General features: G+C 63.6%; 18 protein-coding genes and 1 pseudogene. 10 read left to right on the forward strand and 9 right to left on the reverse strand.

Features of this window, described 5'->3' with window-relative positions; translation table 11 throughout:
• Window positions 1–42: 42 nt before the first annotated feature.
• From AC0L39_RS12000 to AC0L39_RS12020, 5 genes are all read right to left on the reverse strand, one after another.
• Window positions 43–864, reverse strand: a complete 822-nt coding sequence (locus AC0L39_RS12000) for a transglutaminase family protein (protein ID WP_473258172.1) — start codon at window positions 862–864, stop codon at window positions 43–45.
• On the reverse strand, window positions 861–1,805 hold the full coding sequence (locus AC0L39_RS12005; protein WP_473258174.1) for an alpha-E domain-containing protein: 945 nt from the start codon (window positions 1,803–1,805) through the stop codon (window positions 861–863). Before AC0L39_RS12005 ends, AC0L39_RS12000 begins: the two co-directional genes overlap by 4 nt.
• Window positions 1,805–3,244, reverse strand: a complete 1,440-nt coding sequence (locus AC0L39_RS12010; RefSeq protein WP_473258176.1) for a circularly permuted type 2 ATP-grasp protein — start codon at window positions 3,242–3,244, stop codon at window positions 1,805–1,807. The genes AC0L39_RS12005 and AC0L39_RS12010 overlap by 1 nt, the downstream gene beginning before the upstream one ends.
• A gap of 79 nt (window positions 3,245–3,323) precedes the next feature.
• Window positions 3,324–4,106: an esterase/lipase family protein gene (locus tag AC0L39_RS12015; RefSeq protein ID WP_473258178.1), complete on the reverse strand. Its 783-nt coding sequence runs from the start codon at window positions 4,104–4,106 to the stop codon at window positions 3,324–3,326.
• 86 nt (window positions 4,107–4,192) lie between these two features.
• Window positions 4,193–4,738, reverse strand: coding sequence for a DUF3617 domain-containing protein (locus tag AC0L39_RS12020; protein ID WP_473258181.1), 546 nt, complete (start codon window positions 4,736–4,738; stop codon window positions 4,193–4,195).
• Between the two features lie 144 nt (window positions 4,739–4,882).
• On the opposite strand from AC0L39_RS12020, the gene uvrB reads away from it, so the two are divergent.
• A complete protein-coding gene (gene uvrB / locus AC0L39_RS12025; RefSeq protein ID WP_473262365.1) occupies window positions 4,883–7,078 on the forward strand; it encodes an excinuclease ABC subunit UvrB in 2,196 nt (731 codons plus the stop codon).
• Complete coding sequence (locus tag AC0L39_RS12030) at window positions 7,075–7,620, forward strand: hypothetical protein (RefSeq protein ID WP_473258184.1); 546 nt, start codon at window positions 7,075–7,077, stop codon at window positions 7,618–7,620. Before uvrB ends, AC0L39_RS12030 begins: the two co-directional genes overlap by 4 nt.
• On the opposite strand, the gene AC0L39_RS12035 is transcribed toward AC0L39_RS12030, so the two are convergent.
• Window positions 7,541–9,643, reverse strand: a complete 2,103-nt coding sequence (locus AC0L39_RS12035) for a protein-disulfide reductase DsbD family protein (protein WP_473258187.1) — start codon at window positions 9,641–9,643, stop codon at window positions 7,541–7,543. The two genes, AC0L39_RS12030 and AC0L39_RS12035, sit on opposite strands and share 80 nt — an antisense overlap.
• Window positions 9,644–9,722: 79 nt before the next feature.
• Here AC0L39_RS12035 and AC0L39_RS12040 point away from each other — a divergent pair.
• A pseudogene (locus AC0L39_RS12040) lies at window positions 9,723–10,951 on the forward strand (FAD-dependent monooxygenase).
• A 6-nt stretch (window positions 10,952–10,957) separates the two neighbouring features.
• Here the strand turns inward: AC0L39_RS12040 and AC0L39_RS12045 are convergent.
• From AC0L39_RS12045 to hemC, 3 genes are read right to left on the reverse strand one after another with little or no spacing between them, the layout of a single operon-like run.
• Window positions 10,958–11,896: a hypothetical protein gene (locus tag AC0L39_RS12045; RefSeq protein ID WP_473262367.1), complete on the reverse strand. Its 939-nt coding sequence runs from the start codon at window positions 11,894–11,896 to the stop codon at window positions 10,958–10,960.
• 57 nt (window positions 11,897–11,953) lie between these two features.
• A complete protein-coding gene (locus AC0L39_RS12050) occupies window positions 11,954–12,628 on the reverse strand; it encodes a uroporphyrinogen-III synthase (protein WP_473258190.1) in 675 nt (224 codons plus the stop codon).
• Complete coding sequence (gene hemC, locus AC0L39_RS12055) at window positions 12,625–13,515, reverse strand: hydroxymethylbilane synthase (protein WP_473262369.1); 891 nt, start codon at window positions 13,513–13,515, stop codon at window positions 12,625–12,627. Before hemC ends, AC0L39_RS12050 begins: the two co-directional genes overlap by 4 nt.
• Before the next feature lie 122 nt (window positions 13,516–13,637).
• Here hemC and tsaD point away from each other — a divergent pair, with 122 nt between their 5' ends.
• The 7 genes from tsaD to acs all read left to right on the forward strand — a co-directional run bounded on the left by tsaD (window position 13,638) and on the right by acs (window position 22,226).
• Window positions 13,638–14,684 (forward strand): tRNA (adenosine(37)-N6)-threonylcarbamoyltransferase complex transferase subunit TsaD, encoded by a 1,047-nt coding sequence (tsaD, locus tag AC0L39_RS12060; protein WP_473258192.1) that lies wholly within the window; start codon window positions 13,638–13,640, stop codon window positions 14,682–14,684.
• A complete protein-coding gene (locus AC0L39_RS12065) occupies window positions 14,681–15,676 on the forward strand; it encodes an NAD(P)H-dependent glycerol-3-phosphate dehydrogenase (protein WP_473258194.1) in 996 nt (331 codons plus the stop codon). Before tsaD ends, AC0L39_RS12065 begins: the two co-directional genes overlap by 4 nt.
• Entirely contained in the window at window positions 15,673–17,220 is a 1,548-nt protein-coding gene (locus tag AC0L39_RS12070) for a lipopolysaccharide biosynthesis protein (RefSeq protein WP_473258196.1), read from the forward strand. The genes AC0L39_RS12065 and AC0L39_RS12070 overlap by 4 nt, the downstream gene beginning before the upstream one ends.
• A 115-nt stretch (window positions 17,221–17,335) precedes the next feature.
• Complete coding sequence (locus AC0L39_RS12075; protein WP_473258197.1) at window positions 17,336–18,991, forward strand: vWA domain-containing protein; 1,656 nt, start codon at window positions 17,336–17,338, stop codon at window positions 18,989–18,991.
• 147 nt (window positions 18,992–19,138) lie between these two features.
• Entirely contained in the window at window positions 19,139–19,765 is a 627-nt protein-coding gene (locus AC0L39_RS12080) for a hypothetical protein (RefSeq protein ID WP_473258199.1), read from the forward strand.
• Window positions 19,766–19,842: 77 nt separating this feature from the next.
• Window positions 19,843–20,199 carry a response regulator gene (locus AC0L39_RS12085; RefSeq protein WP_473258201.1) on the forward strand — a complete coding sequence of 119 codons (357 nt, stop codon included), beginning with the start codon at window positions 19,843–19,845 and terminating at the stop codon, window positions 20,197–20,199.
• Between the two features lie 89 nt (window positions 20,200–20,288).
• Window positions 20,289–22,226 carry an acetate--CoA ligase gene (gene acs / locus AC0L39_RS12090; RefSeq protein ID WP_473258203.1) on the forward strand — a complete coding sequence of 646 codons (1,938 nt, stop codon included), beginning with the start codon at window positions 20,289–20,291 and terminating at the stop codon, window positions 22,224–22,226.
• Window positions 22,227–22,233 lie beyond the last annotated feature (7 nt).

Below are 22,233 nucleotides of genomic sequence, written 5' to 3' on the forward strand. Positions count from 1 at the left end.
GCCTCGCCTGCGGAATTCACACTCGCAGCGAGGCCGAATTCGTTATTGTTGCTGGTCTTGCTGCTGTTCGACCGAGATGTCGACCGTCAGACGGTCTTCGCTCGATCCAAAGCTGATGCCGGTGATCGGGGCTGCATCACGGTAATCGCGGCCCGTCGCGACGCGGACATAGCGCGGATCGGGGCTGATCCCGTTCGAGATATCGAACCCGACCCAGCCCAGCCCGTCGACATGCGCTTCGGCCCATGCATGGGAGGCTTCCTGATCGATCCGGTCGTTCATCATCAGATAGCCGCTGACATAGCGCGCCGGGATATCCGCCGCGCGCGCAGCCCCGATGAAGATATGCGCATGATCCTGACAGACGCCCTGCCCCGATCCGACCGATTCCTCCGCCGTGGTGGACACCTGCGTCGTGCCAGTCTGGTACGTGATCTGTTCGCGGATCCGGGCGGAAAGCGCGTGCAGGTAGTCGAGCTTCTGACCATCCACCGGCTCACCGAGATCGCGGATCAGCGCCTTGACCTTCGGCCCCGGTTTCGTGAGCCGGGTCTGGCCGAGGAAACTCCACAGCGGCAGATGGCCCGAATGCCGCCCGATGATGCCGCCTTCATCCTCTGTCTCGACAGTGCCGCTGCACGTGACGGTCACTTCGCTCACGCCCGGTTCGACCGAGACGAGCGTCACGGTGTTGAAATGCTGGTCGTCATATTCAAGCTCGGGATGAGCGTTTTCGTAGGTCATCTTCCAGTCGATGATCCGCTGTCCCTGCGTCTCCTTCGGAGTCAGCCTGAGCCGCTGGAGCGCGTGAACGACCGGCTCCCCGAACTGGTAGGTCGTGGTGTGACGGATCGATAGTTTCATGACTGGAACCGATAATCTTCGGCGATCGCCTGCGCGATTGCGGCGTTGTGCGCCATGTACTGGATGAGCGCTTCGTGCAGGCCCTGCTCGAGTATCTCGTCGACAGTGATGTCGTTGATATGCATGTCGGCGGCGCGCATCAGTTCGTTGCTGCTGCTTTCCTGGCCATGCAGCCGGGCAAGCGCCGCGAGGTGATCGCGCAGAGCGCTGCGGCAAAAAGTGAGGCTGCGCGGGAAACGTTCGTCGAGCACAAGAAACTCGACGATGCCGCGCGCGTCGATCTGGCCTGCATTCAGCCAGCTATAGGACTGCGCGCCCGCGACAGAGCGCAGCACCTGGTCCCACTGGCCCGAATCGAGGCTTGACCCGACATAGGAAAGCGAGGGCAACAGCAGGTAATATTTCATGTCGAGGATGCGCGCCGTGCTGTCGGCCCGCTCCACGAACGTGCCGGCACGGGCGAAGTGATACGCCTCCGACCGCAGCATCGACCCATCAAGGGCGCCGTGCACGCGCATCCCGGCGCGGCGGATAGTCCCCACCACATCGCCGATCGCACCCCGGCTGACCGGTCGCGACAATTGCTTGTCGAGCGTCATCCAGCTTTCGTTGACTGCTTCCCAGACATCGCTCGAAATCGTGGTCCGCGCGAGCCGTGCATTGGTGCGCACCTCTTCGAACATCTTATGGACGTTCGCCGGGTTCGACTTTTCGCGCAGCACGAAATTCCATGCCGTCATGCCATCATAGCTATCGTGCAAGGCCTCGTAATTGGCCTTCTGTCCGGTCGTGGAGATGACCGAGCGCCATTCCTCTTCGGCGGACTCGATGCCTTTGGTCAGCGACATGCGAAGGCCTGCATCGATCAGGCGCGCCGTGTTCTCGGCCCGCTCGAGATAGCGGAACATCCAGAACAATCCGTTTGCTGTGCGTCCTAACATCAGTCTTTCAGCACCCAGGTGTCCTTGGTGCCGCCCCCCTGGCTCGAATTGACGACCAGCGAGCCTTCTTTCAGCGCCACGCGGGTCAGCCCGCCCGGCGTGATGTCGATGCCGTCGGGCGAAACGAGCACGAACGGGCGCAGATCGACATGGCGCGGGGCAAGGCCCTTCTTGGTAAAGATCGGGCAGGTCGAAAGCGACAGCGTCGGCTGCGCGATGTAGTTTTCCGGATTATCCTCCAGCTTGGCGCGAAATTCCTTGAGTTCCTTCTTGGTCGCGGTTGGGCCGATCAGCATTCCGTAACCGCCCGAACCGTGCACTTCCTTGACCACCAGCTCTTCCAGATTGTCGAGCACGTGAGCAAGGCTGTCCGGATCGGCGCAGCGCCACGTCTCGACATTCGGCAGCAGCGGTTTCTCGCCGGTATAAAACTCGACGATTTCGGGCATGAAGGAATAGATCGCCTTGTCATCGCAAATCCCTGTGCCGGGCGCGTTGGCGATGGTGATCCCGCCTGAACGGTACACATCCATGATACCGGGCACGCCGAGCATACTGTCCGGATTGAAGCTGAGCGGATCGAGGAATTCGTCGTCGACCCGGCGATAGAGCACATCGAGCGGCTTGTACCCGCTGGTCGTGCGCATCTGCACGAGGCCGTTCACCACCCGCAAATCGCTGCCCTCGACAAGTTCCGCGCCCATCTGGTCGGCGAGGAATGCGTGCTCGAAATAGGCCGAGTTGTAGATGCCCGGCGTCAGCACCGCGACGGTCGGTTTCTTGCGCCCGCTTTCCTTGAAGGCAGGCGGCGCGCTCGCGGCGAGTGACCGGGCGAGGCGGCGCGGATAATTGGAAACACTTTCGACCTGGACCTGGCTGAACAGGTCGGGGAACATGCTCATCATCGTCTCGCGGTTCTCCAGCATGTAGGAGACACCGGACGGCGTGCGCGCATTGTCTTCCAGCACGAACCATTCATCGGGGCCGGTCCGCACGAGGTCGATCCCGACGATATGGGTGTAGATGCCGCCCGGCGGTGTGAAACCGACCATGTTGGGCAGCCACGCTTCGTTCTGGCGGAACAGCCGTTCGGGCACGCGGCCTGCTCGGATGATCTCCTGCCGGTGATAAAGGTCGTAAAGGAAGCTGTTGAGCGCCCGAACCCGCTGTTCGATCCCGCGGGTTAACCTGCGCCACTCGCCAGCGGTAATGATGCGCGGGACCATGTCGAACGGGATCAGGCGTTCCTCCGCCTCATCCTCGCCATAGACGTTGAAAGTGATGCCGGTGCGGCGGAAACTGTCATCGCAATCCGCGCTTTTCTGGCGCATCCACGCGGTTTCCTGTTCATCGTACCAGTCGCAATAACCGGTATAGGCAGCGCGCGTTTCTCCGCCTGCATCGAACATTTCGTCAAACTTATCGGATGGCGCGGCCATCGATCCCCCGGTCCGGTTGATGCGGTGGGAAGCAGCGTACCTGCTCCGGCGCAAAAAGAAAGCTCAGGAACCTAAAGGATCAGCAGCGTCGAAGTTCCGACAAAACCGCCTGAATTGCCTCGGGCGAGTAGGAAAAACCCATATGCGTGCACCGCAGAGCAATCGCGCGGTCGCGTTCGCCCGGATACCCCGCAGCGCTGCGCGGGGCGATGGCGCCGTCATTGGGGCTCCAGAGCGCAACGGTTTCGACCGGAGGCTTGGCCGCGACATCCGCTTCGATCGGCGGCTTGTCCACGCGGTGACCGGTCACGAACTGATAGAGCCGCCAGACATTGTTGGCGCGCGGAGAGCCGGAGAACGGCGTGCCCATCGTAATGACCTTGCTGACACAGTCGGGCCGCCGTTTGGCAAGCTCGCGCGCATACATCCCGCCAAGGCTCCACCCCAGCAGCACAACATCGCGGTCATAGCGCTCGCACACCTCGTCGAGCCGTTCGACCAGCCGGTCGAGCGTGGTGCTGCTCGGGCCCCAGTTCCAGCCCAGTTTCCAGCGCTTGGTCTTGTGGCCGGCGCGCTCGATCTGTTTCGCCATGTAGCGCATCTTGGACGCGCTAGTGGCAAAGCCGGGCAGGATCAGGACCGTTTGCGGATTATCGCACGGCTCCACGTCGATGCTGCGAAACGGGCGGCGCAGTGGCTCGGCGATATGCTGCAATTCGGCTGCCATGCGCCACAGCGTCGGGCGCGATACCGGTTCGGGATCAGGCTCTCGTGCGAGTTCGATCCGGCGCGCAAGCTCACTGTCGCCCAAGGGGAGCTTGGGCAATTTCGAAAAATCGGGAAATGGCGCGCGGGTTTGCATGGTTTTCCAATCCTACCTCACTGCTGTGAATGAGCAGTGAAGAAAGCGGTTCCGAGCGGCCCTGCGCGTCCCCGGTAACCGGACCTTCAGCCGTCGCATTCTCCGATGCGCTCCTGCACGAGGTTCATCTCGACGCGGGCATCGCCCAGGTCGCCCATCATGCCCTGCGAAACGACATTGAGCTTCGACTTGGTCGGGGATACCTCGCCGGTCATCGCGATATTCATTTCGCCCGAGCCCGCTTCGCTGCACGTCATTGCCATGTCGACATCGGTGCCGCTGATATCGAGCCGGCTGATCGTGCAGCTGTCATCCTGCCCTTCCTGAAGCGCCTCGCCAAAACCCTTGTCGGCCATCTCCGGCGTCAGGCAGAATTCGTAATTGTTGGTCATCGCAGAGCCCATCATTTCCTGCATCTGCGGAGGCGCGCCGGGGATGTCGGCACTCACGAAGGTCATCGACGCCTTGTACTTGCCCGGCAGCGGCTTGATCGTGTCGCCAGCCGCCGCAGCCGCCGCGCGCACTTCATCGCTGCTGACCGTGCCATCGCCATCGGTATCGGCATCGCCGCCAGGGCTCCCGCAACCGGCAAGGGCAAGCGCCGCAAGCGCGGGGGTAAATACGTGCTTCATCGAAAATCTCCGCGGAATGAAAGACCAACTGCGACCAATAATTGAACGCAACGCTACCCGCACACGGCAAGCCTCGCAATGGAGCTTCGCAATTAGCGCAGGCGCGCAATTGCGAAACGGCGCGTGCGGCCCCATATCACCGCCATGTCAGAACTCGTTATCCGCCGCGGGCTCGAAGAACCCGATACGACCGGCGATTTTACCCCGCACCGCCCCGACCGCCCGGAAAAATCGATGCCGGGCAAGAGGTTCGAGCTTGTCTCCGATTACAAACCGTCGGGCGACCAGCCCACCGCGATCAAGGAGCTGGTCGCGGGAGTGCGCGATGGCGAACAGACGCAGACGCTGCTCGGCGTAACCGGATCTGGCAAGACCTTCACGATGGCGAAGGTGATCGAGGAATTGCAGCGCCCTGCCCTCGTCCTTGCGCCCAACAAGATCCTCGCCGCGCAGCTTTATGGTGAGTTTAAGAGCTTCTTCCCGAAGAATGCGGTCGAGTATTTCGTATCCTACTACGATTACTACCAGCCCGAAGCGTACGTCCCGCGCTCCGATACCTATATCGAGAAGGAATCTTCCGTAAACGAGGCCATCGACCGGATGCGCCACTCGGCCACGCGCGCGCTGCTCGAACGCGATGACGTGATCATCGTCGCCTCTGTTTCGTGCCTTTACGGTATCGGATCGGTCGAGACCTATTCGGCGATGATCTTCGACATCAAGAAGGACCAGACCGTCGACCAGCGCGAGCTCATCCGCAAGCTGGTGGCGCTGCAATACAAACGCAATGACGCCGCCTTTGCGCGCGGCAATTTCCGGGTGCGCGGGGACAATCTGGAAATCTTCCCATCACACTATGAAGACATGGCGTGGCGCATCAGCTTCTTCGGCGACGAGATCGAGGAAATCAGCGAATTCGATCCGCTGACCGGCAAGAAAGGCGCCTCGCTGGAAACGGTGCGGGTGTATGCGAACTCGCACTATGTAACGCCCGGCCCGACCATGAAGCAGGCCACCGCCGCCATCAAGTTCGAGCTGGAAGAGCGGCTGAAGGAGCTGGAGGCCGAGGGCAAACTGCTCGAACACCAGCGGCTGGAACAGCGGACCAACTTCGATCTTGAAATGATCGCGGCAACCGGCTCTTGCGCGGGGATCGAGAATTATTCGCGCTTCCTGACAGGACGCCTGCCGGGTGAACCGCCGCCCACCCTGTTCGAATACCTGCCCGAAAACGCTCTGCTGTTCGTCGATGAAAGCCACCAGACCGTGCCGCAGATCGGTGCAATGTCGAAAGGCGACCACCGGCGCAAGATCACGCTCGCCGAATACGGTTTCCGCCTGCCTTCGTGCATCGACAACCGCCCGCTGCGGTTCAACGAATGGGATGCGATGCGCCCGCAAACCTTTGCCGTCAGCGCGACGCCCGGAAACTGGGAGATGGAACAAACCGGCGGCGTGTTTGCCGAGCAGGTCATCCGCCCCACCGGCCTGATCGACCCGCCCGTAGAAATTCGCCCGGTGGAGGATCAGGTGCAGGACTGCATCCAGGAATGCCTCGCCACCGCCAAGAAAGGCTACCGCACGCTTGTCACCACGCTGACCAAACGGATGGCGGAAGACCTCACCGAATTCATGCACGAAGCGGGCGTGAAAGTCCGCTACATGCACTCCGATGTCGAGACGCTCGAACGTATCGAGCTGATCCGCGACCTGCGCATGGGCGTTTACGATGTGCTGATCGGGATCAACCTCCTGCGCGAGGGCCTCGACATTCCCGAATGCGGGCTTGTGGCGATCCTCGATGCGGACAAGGAAGGCTTCCTGCGCTCCGAAACCTCGCTGGTCCAGACCATCGGACGCGCGGCCCGCAACGTCGATGGCAAGGTCATCCTCTACGCCGACCGGATCACCGGCAGCATGGAGCGCGCGATGGCCGAGACCGACCGCCGCCGCGAAAAGCAGAAGGCATACAACGAAGAACACGGCATCACGCCGACGACGATCAAGCGCGACATTGCCGACATCGTCGCGGACACAGCTTCGAAGGACGGCGTGACCGTCGACATCGGCGACGAGGAGGTCAACAACCTCGTCGGCCACAACCTGCGCGCCTATATCGAAGACCTCGAAAAACGGATGCGCGACGCCGCAGCGAACCTCGAATTCGAAGAAGCCGGACGCCTGCGCGACGAAATCCGTCGGCTTGAAAACGACGAGCTTGGCCTGCCTGACAGCGAGAAGAAAGCGCCCAAGGTCGGACGCTCCGACGCCGGCAGACCGGGCACACGCAAGACGCGCTATGGCAAGACACGATACAAGAAGATGGGCGGGAAGCCGTGAGGAAATTCGTTGTTCTTACGCTCCTCGCTCTCGCCGCGCGCAAACCGCCGCCGACCGATGCGCGGCTGGACCGGGAGAGGCCGGAGGCGGAGACTGCTTTTGCCTCCAAACCCTTACCGTCGCCCGATACCGAAGGTGCGGTGTGGGCTCGCTCATCGGAGGACGGGCGCATCATTTACGGTATTCCCGGAGAGCCCGCTCTTGTGGCGCTGCAATGCGCTCAGCGCGATGGCCTTTCCAATGCGCTGCGGATCACCCGGCTTGCCGCCGCCGATGAGGGCGCGGGCGCGCTGCTTGCGCTGATCGGCAATGGCGCAATCGGGCGGATCGCGGTCGATGCGACCGAGATTGGCGGTCGCAGCGTGTGGCAGGGCGAGCTTTCCGCCTCCGACACGGCGTGGGAGCCGCTTGCCGGGCCGCGTCAGATGACCGTGACCGTGCCGGGCGCGGGTATCGTCAGGATCAATTCGAGCGCGCTTCCGGGGCAGCTGCTTGACCGGTGTCGCTCGAATTCGCCCGCTGGATCAGCAAGTCCGGGGTGAGCACCTGCGGCAATTGCTCGGCCTCTGCGGCAGGGTCGTACCACAGGTAGAGCGGCACGCCCGCTGCGCCCTGCTCGGTCAGGAACATGGTGATTTCCTCGTCGCGCACGGTCCAGTCGCCAACCATCGTGATAATGCCCGCATCTTCGAATGCCTCGCGCACGGCCTCGCGCTCGATTGCGACGCTTTCATTGACCTTGCAGGTGACGCACCAATCGGCGGTGAACCACAGGAACACCGGCTTGCCCGAAGCGCGGGCCCCGGCGAGCGCTTCGTTGCTGAAGGCGACCGGCTGGTGGATCGATTCTGAAGGCTGCGATCCGGGCGCGCTATAGCTTGACGGGAGCGCGAATGCTCCGAAGATCAGGAACGGAGCGGCGACGAGGCCAAAGGCTGGCCACGCCATCTTGCCCGCCTTTTGCAGACGTCCGACTATCGCCAGCGCGAGCACGACGCCGAACAGCATCACCAGTGCAAACAGTCCAAATCCGCGCCCGCCGAGCTGCACGGTCAGCCACACCAGCACGAGCGCAGTCAGCCCCATCGGGATTGCCATGATCCGGCGAAACGTCTCCATCCACGGTCCCGGCCTGGGCAACTTGCTGCGAAGCGCGGGCACGAAGCCGATCAGGAGAAACGGCAAGGCCAGCCCTAGCCCCAGCATAGCGAACAGCAGCAGCGCAAGACCGGTGGGCAGCAGCAGCGCCGCTCCCAAGGCAGCCGCCATGAACGGACCGGTGCACGGCGTCGCGACAAAAGCGGCAAGCAGCCCCGTCGCAAACGCGCCGCCGGGCTTGCCAGCCCGCGTGATCGGCAGCGATGGCAGTTCGAACAGTCCTGCGAAATTCACCGTTATAATCGTCGCGAGCACGAGCAGGACTATCACGACACTCGGCTCCTGCAACTGGAACGCCCAGCCGACCTGCTCGCCCGCCGCGCGCAATGCCAGCATCAGCGCGCCGAGGCCAATACAGGCCAGCACCACGCCTGCGGTGTAGGCCAGCCCCTCTGATCGTGCCTGCGCTTCGCTCTCGCCAGCGCGCGCCAGTGAGAGCGCTTTCAGGCTCAGGATCGGGAACACGCACGGCATAATATTGAGGATCAGCCCGCCGACCAGCGCGCCGAGAATCAGCGTCCAAAGCGGCGGAGTGTCCGCGCCGATGGGTCCGGCGATCTTGATGCTGAGCTCGGGCACATCGCCGGGAGCAGCCTCGAACCGCACTCCTGCACCGTCGCCGAATGCGAGAATGCCTTCGAGCGCGCTCGCCTCTCCGGTGCCGAATTCATCGAGCGGGATTTCGGCGACGAGCATATCGCCCTCTCGCATGAAGGTCTGGACCGCGGCGTAGTCGACCAGCCGCTCGTTCGCGACAAAGACGTGCGGCTCGGACAGGTCCACCGCTTGCGGTAGCGGCACGGCGATGCGCAGGCGGCCACCGGTTATGTCAAACGTCCCGGGCGCATCCAGCAGCGGCGCGATCTCCGCTCGCCAGCGCGCGAAATCGCCGCCTTGTCCCGCGCGCAGCATCGCGTCCTGCGGCACGCACACACGGTCCGTGCAGGCGAGATATTCCACGAAGCCGCTCACATCGGGCAGGCCGTCCACCTCGGCATCAGCGGGCACCTGCACGGGTACCAGCACCGCGTAGACGCCTTCGTAAATGTGGTTCATCAGCCCGCTGATCAGCAGGCGGTCGGGCACCGGATACAGCGCCTCGCCCATCTCCCACCCATCGGGCAGGTCGAGCTTCAGCATCATGCCCTGCCCGGCATCACCCGGATTGGACCAGTATCCGTGCCATTCGGGCGCGCTGGGGGTAAAGCGCAGCGCGAGTATCCATTCCTCCCCCGCGACCGGCATGCCGTCGGCGACCAGCTGGACCGAGATATTGTCATCGCCGTAGCGCGCCTCGACCGGAATATCCTGTGCGGACGCCGGCACAGACAGAGGCACGGCAAGCAGCAGCATTGCAGCGCACGCAATACAGCGTGCAGCGAAAGTGCGCACCGCGAGTGGGAACATTCTTGCCTCGAACACGGCGAACCCTCTAGGCACTTGGATCAATCTTCGCAATTGGCGTGGCCATACGGATGCAAGCACGATGAACGACACTCGCGATCTCCTCATCCTCGGAGGAGGACTTGTCGGCATGACACTGGCGCTGGCGGCGGCGCGGCAGGGCATGTCCAGCCACGTGATCGACCGCGCCGACCCGGCGGACCTGACTGCCGAGGGCTTCGATGACCGCGCGACGGCGATCTCGACCGCCAGCTGGCACCTGTTCCGCAATATCGGCATCGCGCAGGGGCTGGAGGAATTCGCCTGCGACATTGCCCGTATTGCCGTGACCGACCAGAACCTGCCCGGGCGCCTCGATTTCCAGCCAGAACCGCACGAAGGCACGCTGGGGCGCATGTTCCCCAACCGCCGCCTGCGCCTCGCTTTGTTCGAGGCTGCAGCGGACGAGCCGCTCATCAACTGGGTGTCCAAGGCCGAGGTGATAGAGCGCCAGCGCAGCGAGTTTGGTACAGCGGCGGTTATCGCGCGCGATGGCGATGAGCCGGTAAAGCTCAAGGGTCGCCTGATGGTGGGCGCCGAAGGGCGCGGATCGCCTACCCGCGACGGCGCGGGCATCACAATCGCCAAATGGGATTACAAACACCGCGCGATCATCGCCGGGCTCACCCATTCCCGGTACCGCACGACAATGTCGCGTGGGAGATCTTTTACCCCGCCGGACCCTTCGCGCTCTTGCCGATGAACGACGATGCCGATGGCACGCACCGCTCCTCCCTGGTCTGGACCGTCTCGGACGAGGACGGGAAAGCCGTTACCAAGCTGGGCGACCGCGCATTCCTTGCCGAAGTGCAGAAACGCATGGGCGACGTGCTGGGCGAGGTCACCAGCGTCGGGGCGCGCTCGTCATGGCCGCTTGGCTTCCACCACACGGCCAAGATCACGGGCGAACGGCTCGCGCTGATCGGCGATGCGGCGCATGGCATTCACCCCATTGCAGGACAGGGGCTCAATCTCGGCCTGCGCGATGCGGCGGCTCTGGTCGAGGTGCTGGCTGACGGGGCGCGCATCGGGCTCGATCCGGGCGACGCGCAATTGCTCAAACGCTATGAGAACTGGCGCGGGCTCGACAGCTTCATGGTCGCGCTCGCCACCGACGGCCTGACGCGCCTGTTCGGAGTTCCGGGCAAGACTGCAAGCGCGGTGCGGCGGCTCGGCATGGCAGGCGTTCAGCGCAGCGGGGCGTTGAAGACGTTCTTCATGGACGAGGCGCGCGGTGTGTCGGGCGATTTGCCCGAATTGCTCAAAGCGTGACGCGGCCTATTCGCCGCCGGAGCTTCCCACGGGGCTTGGCTGGTTGATCAGGCTCCCGGTCCCGTCGCGCAGCCCGCCCTGATCGAGCACGGCGGCTGTCTCGATGTTTTCAAGCGCAGCCATCGCATCGCGAAACCTTTCGGCATCGGCGATCCAGCCCTCGGCCTTGTCCGCGCCAGGCATGTTGCGGATCTCGTCGATCGCGTTCTGGTAGCGGCCCTGTTCCAGCGCAAAACGTGCCCGCTCGAGCCGTCTTGCAGGCTGCGGGGACGGAGTGCTTTCGCGGCGGATCACGAACAGCTGGCTAAGCTCACGCTGCAAGGACGCCCATGACGGACCCTCCTCGCTTTCGGCCAGCTCCGGCGCGAGCCCTTCCAGCCGCGCCAGCAACGTATCGAGCCGGATCGGCGGATCGATGCGCGAGAAATTGATGATGGTGTTGACCGCATTGGGCCGTTCATCGCCGAACCGCAGTCGCAGCTGGTCGGCGAGATAGCCAAGCTCCGCACCGCGTTCGACCGCCCGGCGGGTGGCAAAGGCGATCAGCAGACCTTCAGCGCGGGCGGCATTGCCCGCAGCAGCCTGAGCCTGAAGGTCGAGCCGCGCAAGCCGCTGTTCGGCGGCGGCGAGGCGCTGATCGAGCCCGCCCTGCTGTTCGGCAAGTCCGGACACGGCCTCGACCGCTTCTTCGGCGTTCTCGGGTTCGATTGGCTCGGACAGCGGGGTTGGTGTCGGCGAGAGGAGCGGGCTGGGCGATGCCGTGGGGCTCTCAGCCACCAGAACGGGATCGCTGTCTGCGGCGTCGCCGAGCTCGCGCTGCTCGGTCGCATTATACCACACGACATAGCCGACCAGCAGGCCGCCCGCGACGAAAGATGCAATGCCAGCCAGCCACATCCCCTTCCCGGAGGATGGCTTTCGCCGGCTACCGTATTTCGATTCCATCACTTCCCAGTCTTTGACCCATGACGCGCCCCACCCGGCGCACGTGTCCCGTTCCCTTTACTGACACAATGCCTTCACCATTGCCAGCAGCGCCGCATCGCTGGGGCGCTCTGAAACGTGGATAGCGCTCCAATTCTTGCCCGCGGCTGAAGCAATGCGCGGCCCGAGCGCGGCGATTTCCAGTGTGCGAGGATCGACTCCCAACCGCTTGCATTCGCTCGTAAAATGAGTCGCCGCAGCTGCCGAGTGGAGCAGGATGATCCGCCGTTCACCGGCATTGCCCAGCAATGCCGGATCGAGCGTCATCGGGGCGCTTTCATAAGCGATAATCGTTTCAATTTGCACGCCTTTAGGCGCGGTGAGCGGCACGTGCTCCGCCCCTGCAATGCGCAGCAGGCGAGTCGGCGGCGGCAATTCGTCGAGCACATTCTGCAAACCGCCCGATCCCAGCGAAGCGATTGTAAAGCCAGCATGTTCAGCGGCTTTCGCGGTTGCGGCCCCGACAGCATGAACAGGCTTGCCTTGCAGCGCCTCCAAATTCTCGCCGCCGTGCAGGACCGCGTTGGCGCTCCCGATCAGCAGCGCGTCCACGGCGCCGGGATCGGGCGCATCCCAGGGCAAGGCACGGACTTCGAACAGCGGCGCGCCGACAATCGGCAGGCCAAGTTCGCGTCCCGCCGCGAGCGTGGAGGAAAGCCCCGGCTCGGGCCGGATGGCGATGATGCGCGTCACGAATTGCCGGAAAAATGCTGCGTGATGGCGGGAGAGGCGCGGCCTAGAAGGTCAGCGGCCAGAGCGCTGACCGGCGAATGATCGCCTGCGGTCAGGTCAGCTGTGCCCTCGACCCGCTCGCTGCCATCAGGACTGAACAGGGCCGCGCGCATGGTCAGCGACGCGCCGCCGCCTTCGTGTTCGCCTTCGCACAAGACAGCCACCGGGCTGTGGCACGTCCCGCCAAGCGCGGCGAGCAGCGCGCGTTCCGCTTCGAGTTCGGCGCGGGTCTGCGTGTGGTCGATCGCGGCAAGTGCAGCGGTCGCCTCGGCATTGCTTGCGAGGCATTCTAGCGCGATCACGCCCTGCGCCGCAGCGGGTATCCAGTCGCCGGTCTCCAGCGGATTGCCGACCTTGGACTGGCCGAGCCGCTCAAGGCCCGCCGCTGCGAGGAAAGTCACATCGGCCTCGCCCGCCTCAAGCTTGCCGAGCCGGGTCGCGACATTGCCTCTGAACGTGACCACCTTGCAATCGGGCCGCAGGTTGAGCAGCTGTGAGGCGCGGCGCGGCGCGCTCGTGCCCACCACAGCGCCCCGCGGGATCGCGGCAATGCTGTCCGCCCCGACCAGCGCATCGCGGCGGTCGGCGCGCGGCAGGAAAGCTGCAAAATGAAATTCGCCCGGACGGATCGTCTCGACATCCTTGGCCGAATGGACCGAGGCGTCGATCCGCCCTTCGCCAAGCCACGCATCGAGCTCCTTGGTCCACAGCGCCTTGCCGCCGATTTCGGCCAGCGGCCGGTCGAGCACCTTGTCCCCGCTGGCGAGCACCGGGACCAGTTCGACCTCGTCCTCCGCCCAGCCATGCGCAGCGCACAGCCGCGCCTTCGTTTCAACCGCCTGCGCCATCGCCAGCGGCGAATTGCGCGTCCCTAAGCGGATCTTGGGCCGCATCGTCTCGCCCCCTGATTGTGCATTACTATTCATCGGTATGCTTGCCCTAGCCCGCACAGTGATTAAGTGGAAGCGCGATGGGATCGACTGCGAAAATTGTCCTCGGTATTGAATCGAGCTGCGATGAAACCGCCGTGGCGCTGGTGACGGGCGACCGCACGATCCTTGCGCAGCGAATAGCATCGCAGGAAAAAGAGCACGCGCCCTATGGCGGTGTTGTCCCCGAAATCGCCGCGCGTGCCCATGCGGAACGGCTCGCCCCGATGCTTGCAGGCGTGATGGAGGATGCAGGGCTGGAACTGGCCGATGTCGATGCGATTGCCGCGACCGCCGGGCCGGGTCTGATCGGCGGAGTAATGGTCGGCCTTGTCAGCGCAAAGGCGCTGGCGATGGCGGCGGACAAACCGTTGCTGGCGATCAACCACCTTGAAGGGCGCGCTCTGTCGCCGCGACTGGCAGATGACGCGCTCGAGTTTCCCTACCTGCTCCTGCTCGTCTCCGGCGGGCATTGCCAGATCCTGAGCGTCGAGGGCGTTGGCGAATATCGCCGCCTTGCCACCACGATCGACGATGCGCTCGGCGAAGCATTCGACAAGACTGCGAAGATATTGGGCCTCGGCTATCCCGGCGGGCCTGCGGTCGAACAGCTTGCGCGCGCAGGCGATCCGATTGCGGTCCCCCTGCCCCGTCCGCTGAAAGGCAGCAAGGAGCCGCATTTCTCCTTTGCCGGGCTGAAAAGCGCGGTGCTGCGAGCGGCCCAGAGCGGCGAGCACGAACCGGCCGATATCGCCGCAAGTTTCCAGCAGGCGGCGGTCGATTGCCTGATCGACCGGCTCGAGCATGCGCTCGCCAAGATCGAGAAGATGCCCGCACTCGTCGTCGCTGGCGGTGTGGCGGCCAACCATACCGTTCGCGCGGCGCTCGAAAATCTCGCCGCGAGCCTTTCGATGCGCTTTGTCGCGCCGCCGCTGGCGCTGTGCACAGACAATGCCGCGATGATTGCGTGGGCGGGATGCGAGCGTTTGCCCCTGGGGACAAGCGCGCCGCTCGATTTCAAGGCTCGCCCGCGCTGGCCGCTAGATCCGGAAGCTGAAAGCGTGCGCGGTGCGGGGGTGAAGGCATGAGCGACCTAGAAACCATCGGCGTGATCGGCGCAGGCGCATGGGGCACGGCTTTGGCGCAAATGCTTTCCAGCGATGGGCGCGATGTCATCATCTGGGCATATGAGCCTGAGGTGGTCGAGGCGATCAACTCTGCACAACGCAATCCCGACTACCTGCCGAGCGCCGAGCTGTCCGCAAGCATTCGTGCGACGGGCGACTTAGCGCAGCTTGGCACACTCGATACCGTCTTGTGCGTTACTCCGGCGCAGGTCGTTGGCAATGTCCTCGCGCAGCTTCCGGCAAGCCCGCGCGACCTGGTGCTTTGCTCCAAGGGGATCGAAGCGGGAACCAAGCGTCTGATGAACGACGTCGCCCGCGCTGTGTGCCCGGACAGCGCCATCGCCGTGCTCTCCGGTCCGACTTTCGCGCATGAAGTCGCCGCCGGACTGCCCACCGCCATCACCCTCGCCTGCGAGGGCGGACACGAGCAGTGGGAGCGACTTTCACCTGCCATCGCACGGCCTACCTTCCGCCCGTATTACACTGACGATGTGACCGGCGCGGAGATAGGCGGGGCGATCAAGAACGTCCTCGCCATCGCCTGCGGCCTCGTCGACGGGCTGGAGCTGGGCCAGAACGCCCGCGCCGCGCTGATTGCGCGCGGCTATGCCGAAATGCTCCGCTTTGGCGAGGCGATGGGTGCGCGCGCCGAAACGCTGAGCGGCCTGTGCGGCCTTGGCGACCTCGTACTCACCTGCTCTTCTACATCGAGCCGCAATTTCTCGCTTGGCAAGGCATTGGGCGAAGGCCGAAGCGCCGCCGAACTGATGGCCGACCGCCGCACCGTCGCCGAAGGCGCGCATACCGCACCGGTGCTCGCCGAACTGGCGCAGGAGCGCGATATCGCCATGCCGATTGTCGCCTCGGTCGCTGCCATCCTTACCGGAGAAAACCCCCGCGAAGTGGTTGCCGGGCTGCTTGCTCGCCCGCTGAAGGCGGAACGCGGCGAATGAGCGAAACCGTAGCGCAGCCCGAGCCCGCCAAGGGCGGCGATGACATGGCGACGCTCGCCAAGGGCGGGCGCACCAATACGATGGGCTTCATCATCCGCGCGCTCGGCGGGATCCCGTTCCTGTTCATCGGCTACCGGCTTTACGGCGTCGAGGAAATGGGCCGCTTCGCCGCCGCCTTCGTCATCATCGAGATATTCGCGCTGATCTGTGCACTGGGCGAAAAGCGCGGGCTGGCCCAGCGCCTGACCGAGGGAGCGGAGGACCGCGAAGGCCCGCCCGCCAATCTCGTGTTCGACGGGATGCTGACCTCGCTCTTGTTTTCGCTCGCTGCGTGCGCGCTGCTGCTGGTCTTCCCGGTCATCATCTTCCCGAGCGGCACGAACAGCGAGTTCGACATCTGGATGATCGCGGCCATTCCTGCCTTCGCGCTGACGGAGATCCTGCTCGCCGCGCAAGCGTACCGCTATGACATCGCCACCACGGTGCGCGCGCGGGCGATTGTCGAACCGTGGACGAAATCCATCGCTGTTGGCGCGTTCTTCTTCATCCCGATGATCAGCCAGGGCGGTCTCGCGCTTGCCTATGTCACCTCGATCTATGCTGCGCTGTCGGTCGCGCTGTGGTCGTTCCTGCGGACTTACGGCCTGCCGAAAAGCTGGCGCCCGCGTCCGCGCTATCTCGGCAAGATGACCGCGCGCGCGTTGCCGCTGATCGGAGCAGACGTGATCGAGCGCGGCACGCGCCTGCTCGACGTGTTCCTGCTCGGCCAGTCGGCATCGGCCGGGGCGGTCGGCATCTACTTCTTTGCCAAGGAAGTCGTCAGCGTCCCGCAAAAGCTCAAGACCAGTTTCGAGCCGATCCTCTCGCCGGTCATCACCAAGAACCTCAAGAGCGGCAATTACGACGCCATCGCCAACCAGGTCCGGCAGGTCGGCTTCTGGATCATCGCCCTGCAACTCGGCATTGCGCTGGCGCTGGCGATCCCGGGCGAGGCGGTCATGGGCCTTGGCGGACCTGCCATCGTCGGCGGTACCGGTGCGCTAGCGATCCTGCTCGCTGCCGAGGTCGTCGCCTCGATGGCCGTCGTGTCCGAAAGCGTGCTCGTCTACATCGCCCGCAAGCGCAATCTCGCGATCTCAGTCGGGGTAATCACCCTGCAAGGCGTGCTCACCGTAGGCTTCATCCTGCTGGCCGAGAACCTGGGGCTGAGTGAAGGGTTCAAGGCGGCAGGCGCGGCGCTTGCGCTGTTCATCGCGCTGCTCGTCTCCAGCCTGGTAAAGGCGCTGGTGCTCAGGACGCTCTTGAAAGCACCGGTGAGCAATTGGCGCTGGGGCCTCGTGTGGGCGACCGGTCCGGCCGTGGCGGTCGGCTTTCTCTTCACGCTCCTGCCCGAATGGATGGAGTTGATTTTCGGTATCCCGGCAATTCTCGCGGTCTACCTTGCGATCATCTGGAAACGCGGCTTCGGACCGGAGGACCGGGTGCTGTTCAGCAAGAAAGTCGTGCCCGTCGATCCCGAAGTGGCATCCGAAAAAACCGCCTGATCGAGCCGTTTCCGCAGCTTCGAGACCCCAACATTTCATCGTCCTTACAGGGCGTTCAGTCGCTATTCACCGCCCGAATCCGACGCTTTACGCAGGGTAAAGTGGGGAGTGTGAAATGCGTAAATTCCAGCTTGCTAGCGTTGCCGTTCTTGGCGTGATGATCGCGGGGTGTGCCGCCCAGTACGATGGCGAGGTCGCCAGCACCGGCAAGTCCTCGGGCGATGTGGCCCAGGCGCCGCCCCCTCCGCCTCCTCCACCGCCGCGACCTGCCGCCCAGGCCGAGACAATCACCGTCACCGCGTCTCGCATGAGCGGATACGCAAACGACAGCGCCGCCTATATCGCTCCCGTTCAGACCGCGACCGATCCGGGCCGCGAGCGGTATGACGGCGAGGAAGTCTCACCGGTGAAACTGGTGATGAGCGAGCCGGTCTCCACCTTCTCCGTCGATGTCGACACCGGCGCCTATGCCAACACCCGCCGGTTCCTCTCGCAAGGGATGACCCCGCCAAAGGATGCCGTGCGAACCGAGGAAATGATCAATTATTTCCGCTACGATTACGAGCGGCCCACCGACCGGACACAGCCCTTCACCGTCACCACCGATGTCGCCCGGACGCCGTGGAACGACACATCCTATCTGATGCGGATCGGCCTGCGCGGTTACGATATTGCGAGGGATGAGCGTCCGCCCGCCAACCTCGTTTTCCTGATGGACGTATCAGGATCGATGAACAGCCCCGACAAACTGCCTTTGGTCAAGACCGCGCTTTCTGGTCTCGCCGGTGAACTTTCCGCGCAGGACCGCGTGTCAATCGTCGTTTATGCCGGCGCGGCAGGCCTCGTGCTCGAGCCGACCAATGACACCGCGAAAATCCGCCGCGCGCTCGATGAGCTTTCCGCAGGCGGATCGACCGCAGGCGGGGCGGGCCTCAAGCTGGCCTACAACATCGCTGCCGACAACTTCATCGAAGGCGGCGTGAACCGCGTGATCCTCGCCACGGATGGCGATTTCAATGTCGGCGTGTCGGACCGCGATGCGCTGGTCGAGATGATCGAAAAGAAGCGCGACAGCGGCATCACGCTCACCACGCTCGGTTTTGGCACGGGCAATTACAACGAAGCGATGATGGAGCAGATCGCCAATCACGGTAACGGCAATTACGCCTATATCGACAGCGCGCTCGAGGCGAAAAAGGTGCTCGGCGACGAAATGAGCTCGACCCTGTTCACCATCGCCAAGGATGTGAAGATCCAGGTCGAATTCAACCCCGCCGTGATCAGCCAATACCGGCTCGTCGGATATGAAAACCGCATCCTGCGCGAAGAGGATTTCGATAACGATGCGGTCGATGCAGGCGATATCGGTGCGGGCCACCAGGTCACTGCGATCTACGAAGTCGTACCGACGGGCCGCCGCGGCTGGATCCCGCCGCGCCGCTATGAAAACCCGATCTCCAGCGCCGCAACGAAAAAGATGGCCGAGGCCGCTCATGTGAAGCTGCGCTACAAGCTGCCCGATGGCGATAAGTCGAGGCTGATCGACTATGTCGTCACCAATGAGCAGATGCGCCGCGCCAAGGCACCGACCGGCGATTTCGCTTTCGCTGCCTCGGTCGCAGCCTTCGGCCAGCTGCTGCGCGGCGACGAGCTGATGAACGGCTTTGGCCATGAAGACATAGGCGCGCTCGCAGGCAGCCAGGACAATTACTGGCGGCAGGAATTCCTGCAGCTGAATGCCTTGGCCGCAGGCATGCAAAACGGCGGCTAAGCCAAACGCAACCCTGCGTAACTGGGGCCGGTATGTGCATCATGCGCATACCGGCCCTTTTTTCGCGCGCGCAGCTTTTGCTCTCGCGCACCGCGCTGCTAAAGGGCGGCGCAAGTTCTCGATTCATATCTTAGAAGGTACCGACCCATGTCGCCCATGCTTGCCGAAGCGCTTCCGTTCATCCTGATAGGCCTCGTCCTGCTGATCCTCGCCATCTGGCTGGTGATGCGCCTCAACACGAAAACCGACGTGATTGGCGAGACCAAAGGCGACGTGCTCGATGAAGGGGCAGAGCGCGCGGCCCGCAACCAGGCGCTGATCGACGCGCCGACATCGGTGTCACAGGATGTCGGGCAGATGTCGGCCAATGCCAATTCGGACAAGGTCGCCGCAGCAGGCGCCCTCGCCGATTCCGAAGCGGGCGTATCGGTCGCCCCGACCGTTGGCGATCCAGTGCCCGAGCCTGTGTCTGAACCAGTTTCCGAACCGGCGGCGCAGCCCGTTCCTGAGCCTGCCCCCGCTCCTTCGGGAGAGGCCGACGACCTGCGCCAGATCAAGGGCGTCGGGCCCAAGCTTGTCACCATGCTCGCAGAACTTGGCGTGACCCGCTTCGACCAGATCGCGGCATGGGACGCCGCCGAGATCGAACGGGTCGATGCAAAGCTGGGCCGGTTTCAGGGCCGGATCACCCGCGATCAGTGGGTCGAGCAGGCAAAATTTCTCGCCGCAGGCGACCAAACCGGCTTTTCTGAAAGATTTGGGCAGAATTCGTGATTCAGATAGGAACTTAATTGCTCTCCCTATGTTAACGTTCAAATGGGATCAGAACGTCAAGAGCAGGGAATACGCCAATGAGTCACCGAATTCTGGTCGCCGAAGATGAGCTGATTGTCGCATTCGACCTTTGCGATACCGTCGCAGAAGCAGGCTTCGAAATTGAGGGTCCGCGCGCCGGAATCTCCGATGCGATGCTCGCCTTCCAGAAAGAAAAACCCGATCTCGCGATCCTCGATATCGAGCTGGATGACGGCATCGTCTTTCCACTTGCGCAGAAGCTGGCGGACGAAAACGTACCGATCATCTTCCATTCGGGCCGGCATTCGCGCGAGGAAGTGCAGGAGCGCTTTCCCCATGCCAAGACCCTTGCCAAGCCATGCCCGCCAGCGGCCATGATCCAGGCAGTGAACCAGGTGCTCGAAGCGGCCTGATCCATGCCCGGTCCGGGCCGGTTCGATGATCCTTTTCTCGCGCCTCGCAAGCGCCTAGGCTCTCCTGCAAGACACACGGAGAGCGTAGCGTGAGCGAAGAGATTGTCCCCGTGCCCAGCGAATGGGCCGGGTCTGCCAAGATCACCAAGGCCGATTACACCGAACGCTATGCGCGCTCGCTGACCGATCCGGCTGGCTTCTGGGATGCCGAGAGCCAGCGGATCGACTGGATCGAGCCTTACCAGACGCTCAAGGATGTGAGCTTCGACGAGGCCGATTTTCGCATTGGCTGGTTTCTTGGCGCAAAGCTCAATATCTGCGCCAACGCGCTGGATCGCCACCTTGATGAGAGCGGCGATACGCCTGCGATTATCTGGGAGCCGGATCATCCCGATACGCCGGGCCGCGCGCTCACCTATGACGACCTGCACCTGCGCGTATGCAAGTTTGCCAATGCCCTCAAAGCGCGCGGCGTCGCGAAGGGTGACCGCGTCACGATCTACCTGCCAATGGTGCCCGAAGCCGCCATCGCGATGCTCGCCTGCGCGCGGATCGGTGCGGTGCATTCGGTAGTATTCGCAGGATTCAGCCCGGAGGCGCTCGCCGGACGGATCGAGGATTGCCAGTCGGACATCGTCATCACCGCCGATGAAGGCCTGCGCGGCGGCAAGCCGGTGCCGCTCAAGGCCAATGTCGATGCCGCGCTCGAAAAAGCGCCCGCGAAAACCGTAATCGTCTACCGCCACACCGGCTGCGAGATCCCCATGCGCGAAGGCCGCGACGAGTGGTGGCATGACGCCATGTCCGATGCCTCGCCCGATTGCCCGGCAGAGCCGATGGACGCCGAAGACCCGCTGTTCATCCTCTACACGAGCGGCTCCACCGGAAAGCCCAAGGGCGTGCTCCACACGACCGGCGGATACGCCGTGTGGACGAGTATGACGCACGAATACGTGTTCGATTACTCACCTGGTCAGATCTACTGGTGCGCAGCGGATGTCGGCTGGGTCACCGGTCACTCCTATGTTGTCTACGGACCGCTCATCAATGGCGCGACGCAGGTCATGTTCGAGGGAGTGCCCAACTACCCCGACTTCAGCCGCTTCTGGCAGGTGGTGGACAAGCACAAGGTCGAGATATTCTACGCCGCCCCCACGGCCCTGCGCGCGTTGATGCGCGAAGGCGACGAGTGGGTGACGAAAACCGACCGTTCCTCGCTCCGCCTGCTTGGCTCGGTCGGCGAGCCGATCAATCCCGAAGCGTGGGACTGGTATCACCGCGTCGTGGGCGAACGCCGCTGCCCCATCGTCGACACCTGGTGGCAGACCGAAACCGGCGGTGCGATGATCACTCCCCTGCCCGGCGCGACCGACCTCAAACCCGGCAGCGCCAGCGCGCCGATGTTCGGCATCAAGCCCGCCCTGGTCGACCCTGAGAAGGGCACCGTGCTGGAAGGAGCGGCCTCGGGCGCGCTTGTCATCACCGATAGCTGGCCGGGCCAGATGCGCACCGTCTACGGCGATCACGACCGCTTTTTCCAAACCTATTTCAGCCAGTATCCGGGGTACTATTTCACCGGCGATGGCTGCCGCCGCGATGAAGACGGCTATTACTGGATCACCGGGCGGATCGACGATGTGATCAACGTCTCCGGCCACCGCATGGGCACCGCCGAGGTCGAAAGTGCGCTGGTCGAACACCCGCTCGTCTCCGAAGCCGCTGTCGTCGGGATGCCGCACGATGTGAAAGGCCAGGGCATCTACGCCTATGTCACCACCAATGCCGGGGTGGAGGACAGCGACGATTTGCGCCGCGAGCTGGTGCAGTGGGTGCGCAAGGAAATCGGACCCATCGCCACGCCCGACGTGGTGCAGTTCGCACCCGGCCTGCCCAAGACCCGCAGCGGAAAAATCATGCGCCGCATCCTGCGCAAGATCGCCGAAAACGACACCGGCAATCTTGGCGATACATCGACACTGGCCGATCCGGGCGTGGTCGACGACCTGCTCGCCAATCGCCCGCGCTGATACGAAC

This window comes from Erythrobacter sp. K21-9 (assembly GCF_055808355.1).

Bases quoted from the DNA above. Each gene is read 5' to 3' on its own strand.
- AC0L39_RS12000 (WP_473258172.1), bottom strand. From the start codon at position 864: ATGAAACTATCGATCCGTCACACCACGACCTACCAGTTCGGGGAGCCG.
- AC0L39_RS12005 (WP_473258174.1), bottom strand. From the start codon at position 1,805: ATGTTAGGACGCACAGCAAACGGATTGTTCTGGATGTTCCGCTATCTC.
- AC0L39_RS12010 (WP_473258176.1), bottom strand. From the start codon at position 3,244: ATGGCCGCGCCATCCGATAAGTTTGACGAAATGTTCGATGCAGGCGGA.
- AC0L39_RS12015 (WP_473258178.1), bottom strand. From the start codon at position 4,106: ATGCAAACCCGCGCGCCATTTCCCGATTTTTCGAAATTGCCCAAGCTC.
- AC0L39_RS12020 (WP_473258181.1), bottom strand. From the start codon at position 4,738: ATGAAGCACGTATTTACCCCCGCGCTTGCGGCGCTTGCCCTTGCCGGT.
- uvrB (WP_473262365.1), top strand. From the start codon at position 4,883: ATGTCAGAACTCGTTATCCGCCGCGGGCTCGAAGAACCCGATACGACC.
- AC0L39_RS12035 (WP_473258187.1), bottom strand. From the start codon at position 9,643: ATGTTCCCACTCGCGGTGCGCACTTTCGCTGCACGCTGTATTGCGTGC.
- AC0L39_RS12045 (WP_473262367.1), bottom strand. From the start codon at position 11,896: ATGGAATCGAAATACGGTAGCCGGCGAAAGCCATCCTCCGGGAAGGGG.
- hemC (WP_473262369.1), bottom strand. From the start codon at position 13,515: ATGGCGCAGGCGGTTGAAACGAAGGCGCGGCTGTGCGCTGCGCATGGC.
- tsaD (WP_473258192.1), top strand. From the start codon at position 13,638: ATGGGATCGACTGCGAAAATTGTCCTCGGTATTGAATCGAGCTGCGAT.
- AC0L39_RS12065 (WP_473258194.1), top strand. From the start codon at position 14,681: ATGAGCGACCTAGAAACCATCGGCGTGATCGGCGCAGGCGCATGGGGC.
- AC0L39_RS12070 (WP_473258196.1), top strand. From the start codon at position 15,673: ATGAGCGAAACCGTAGCGCAGCCCGAGCCCGCCAAGGGCGGCGATGAC.
- AC0L39_RS12075 (WP_473258197.1), top strand. From the start codon at position 17,336: ATGCGTAAATTCCAGCTTGCTAGCGTTGCCGTTCTTGGCGTGATGATC.
- AC0L39_RS12080 (WP_473258199.1), top strand. From the start codon at position 19,139: ATGTCGCCCATGCTTGCCGAAGCGCTTCCGTTCATCCTGATAGGCCTC.
- AC0L39_RS12085 (WP_473258201.1), top strand. From the start codon at position 19,843: ATGAGTCACCGAATTCTGGTCGCCGAAGATGAGCTGATTGTCGCATTC.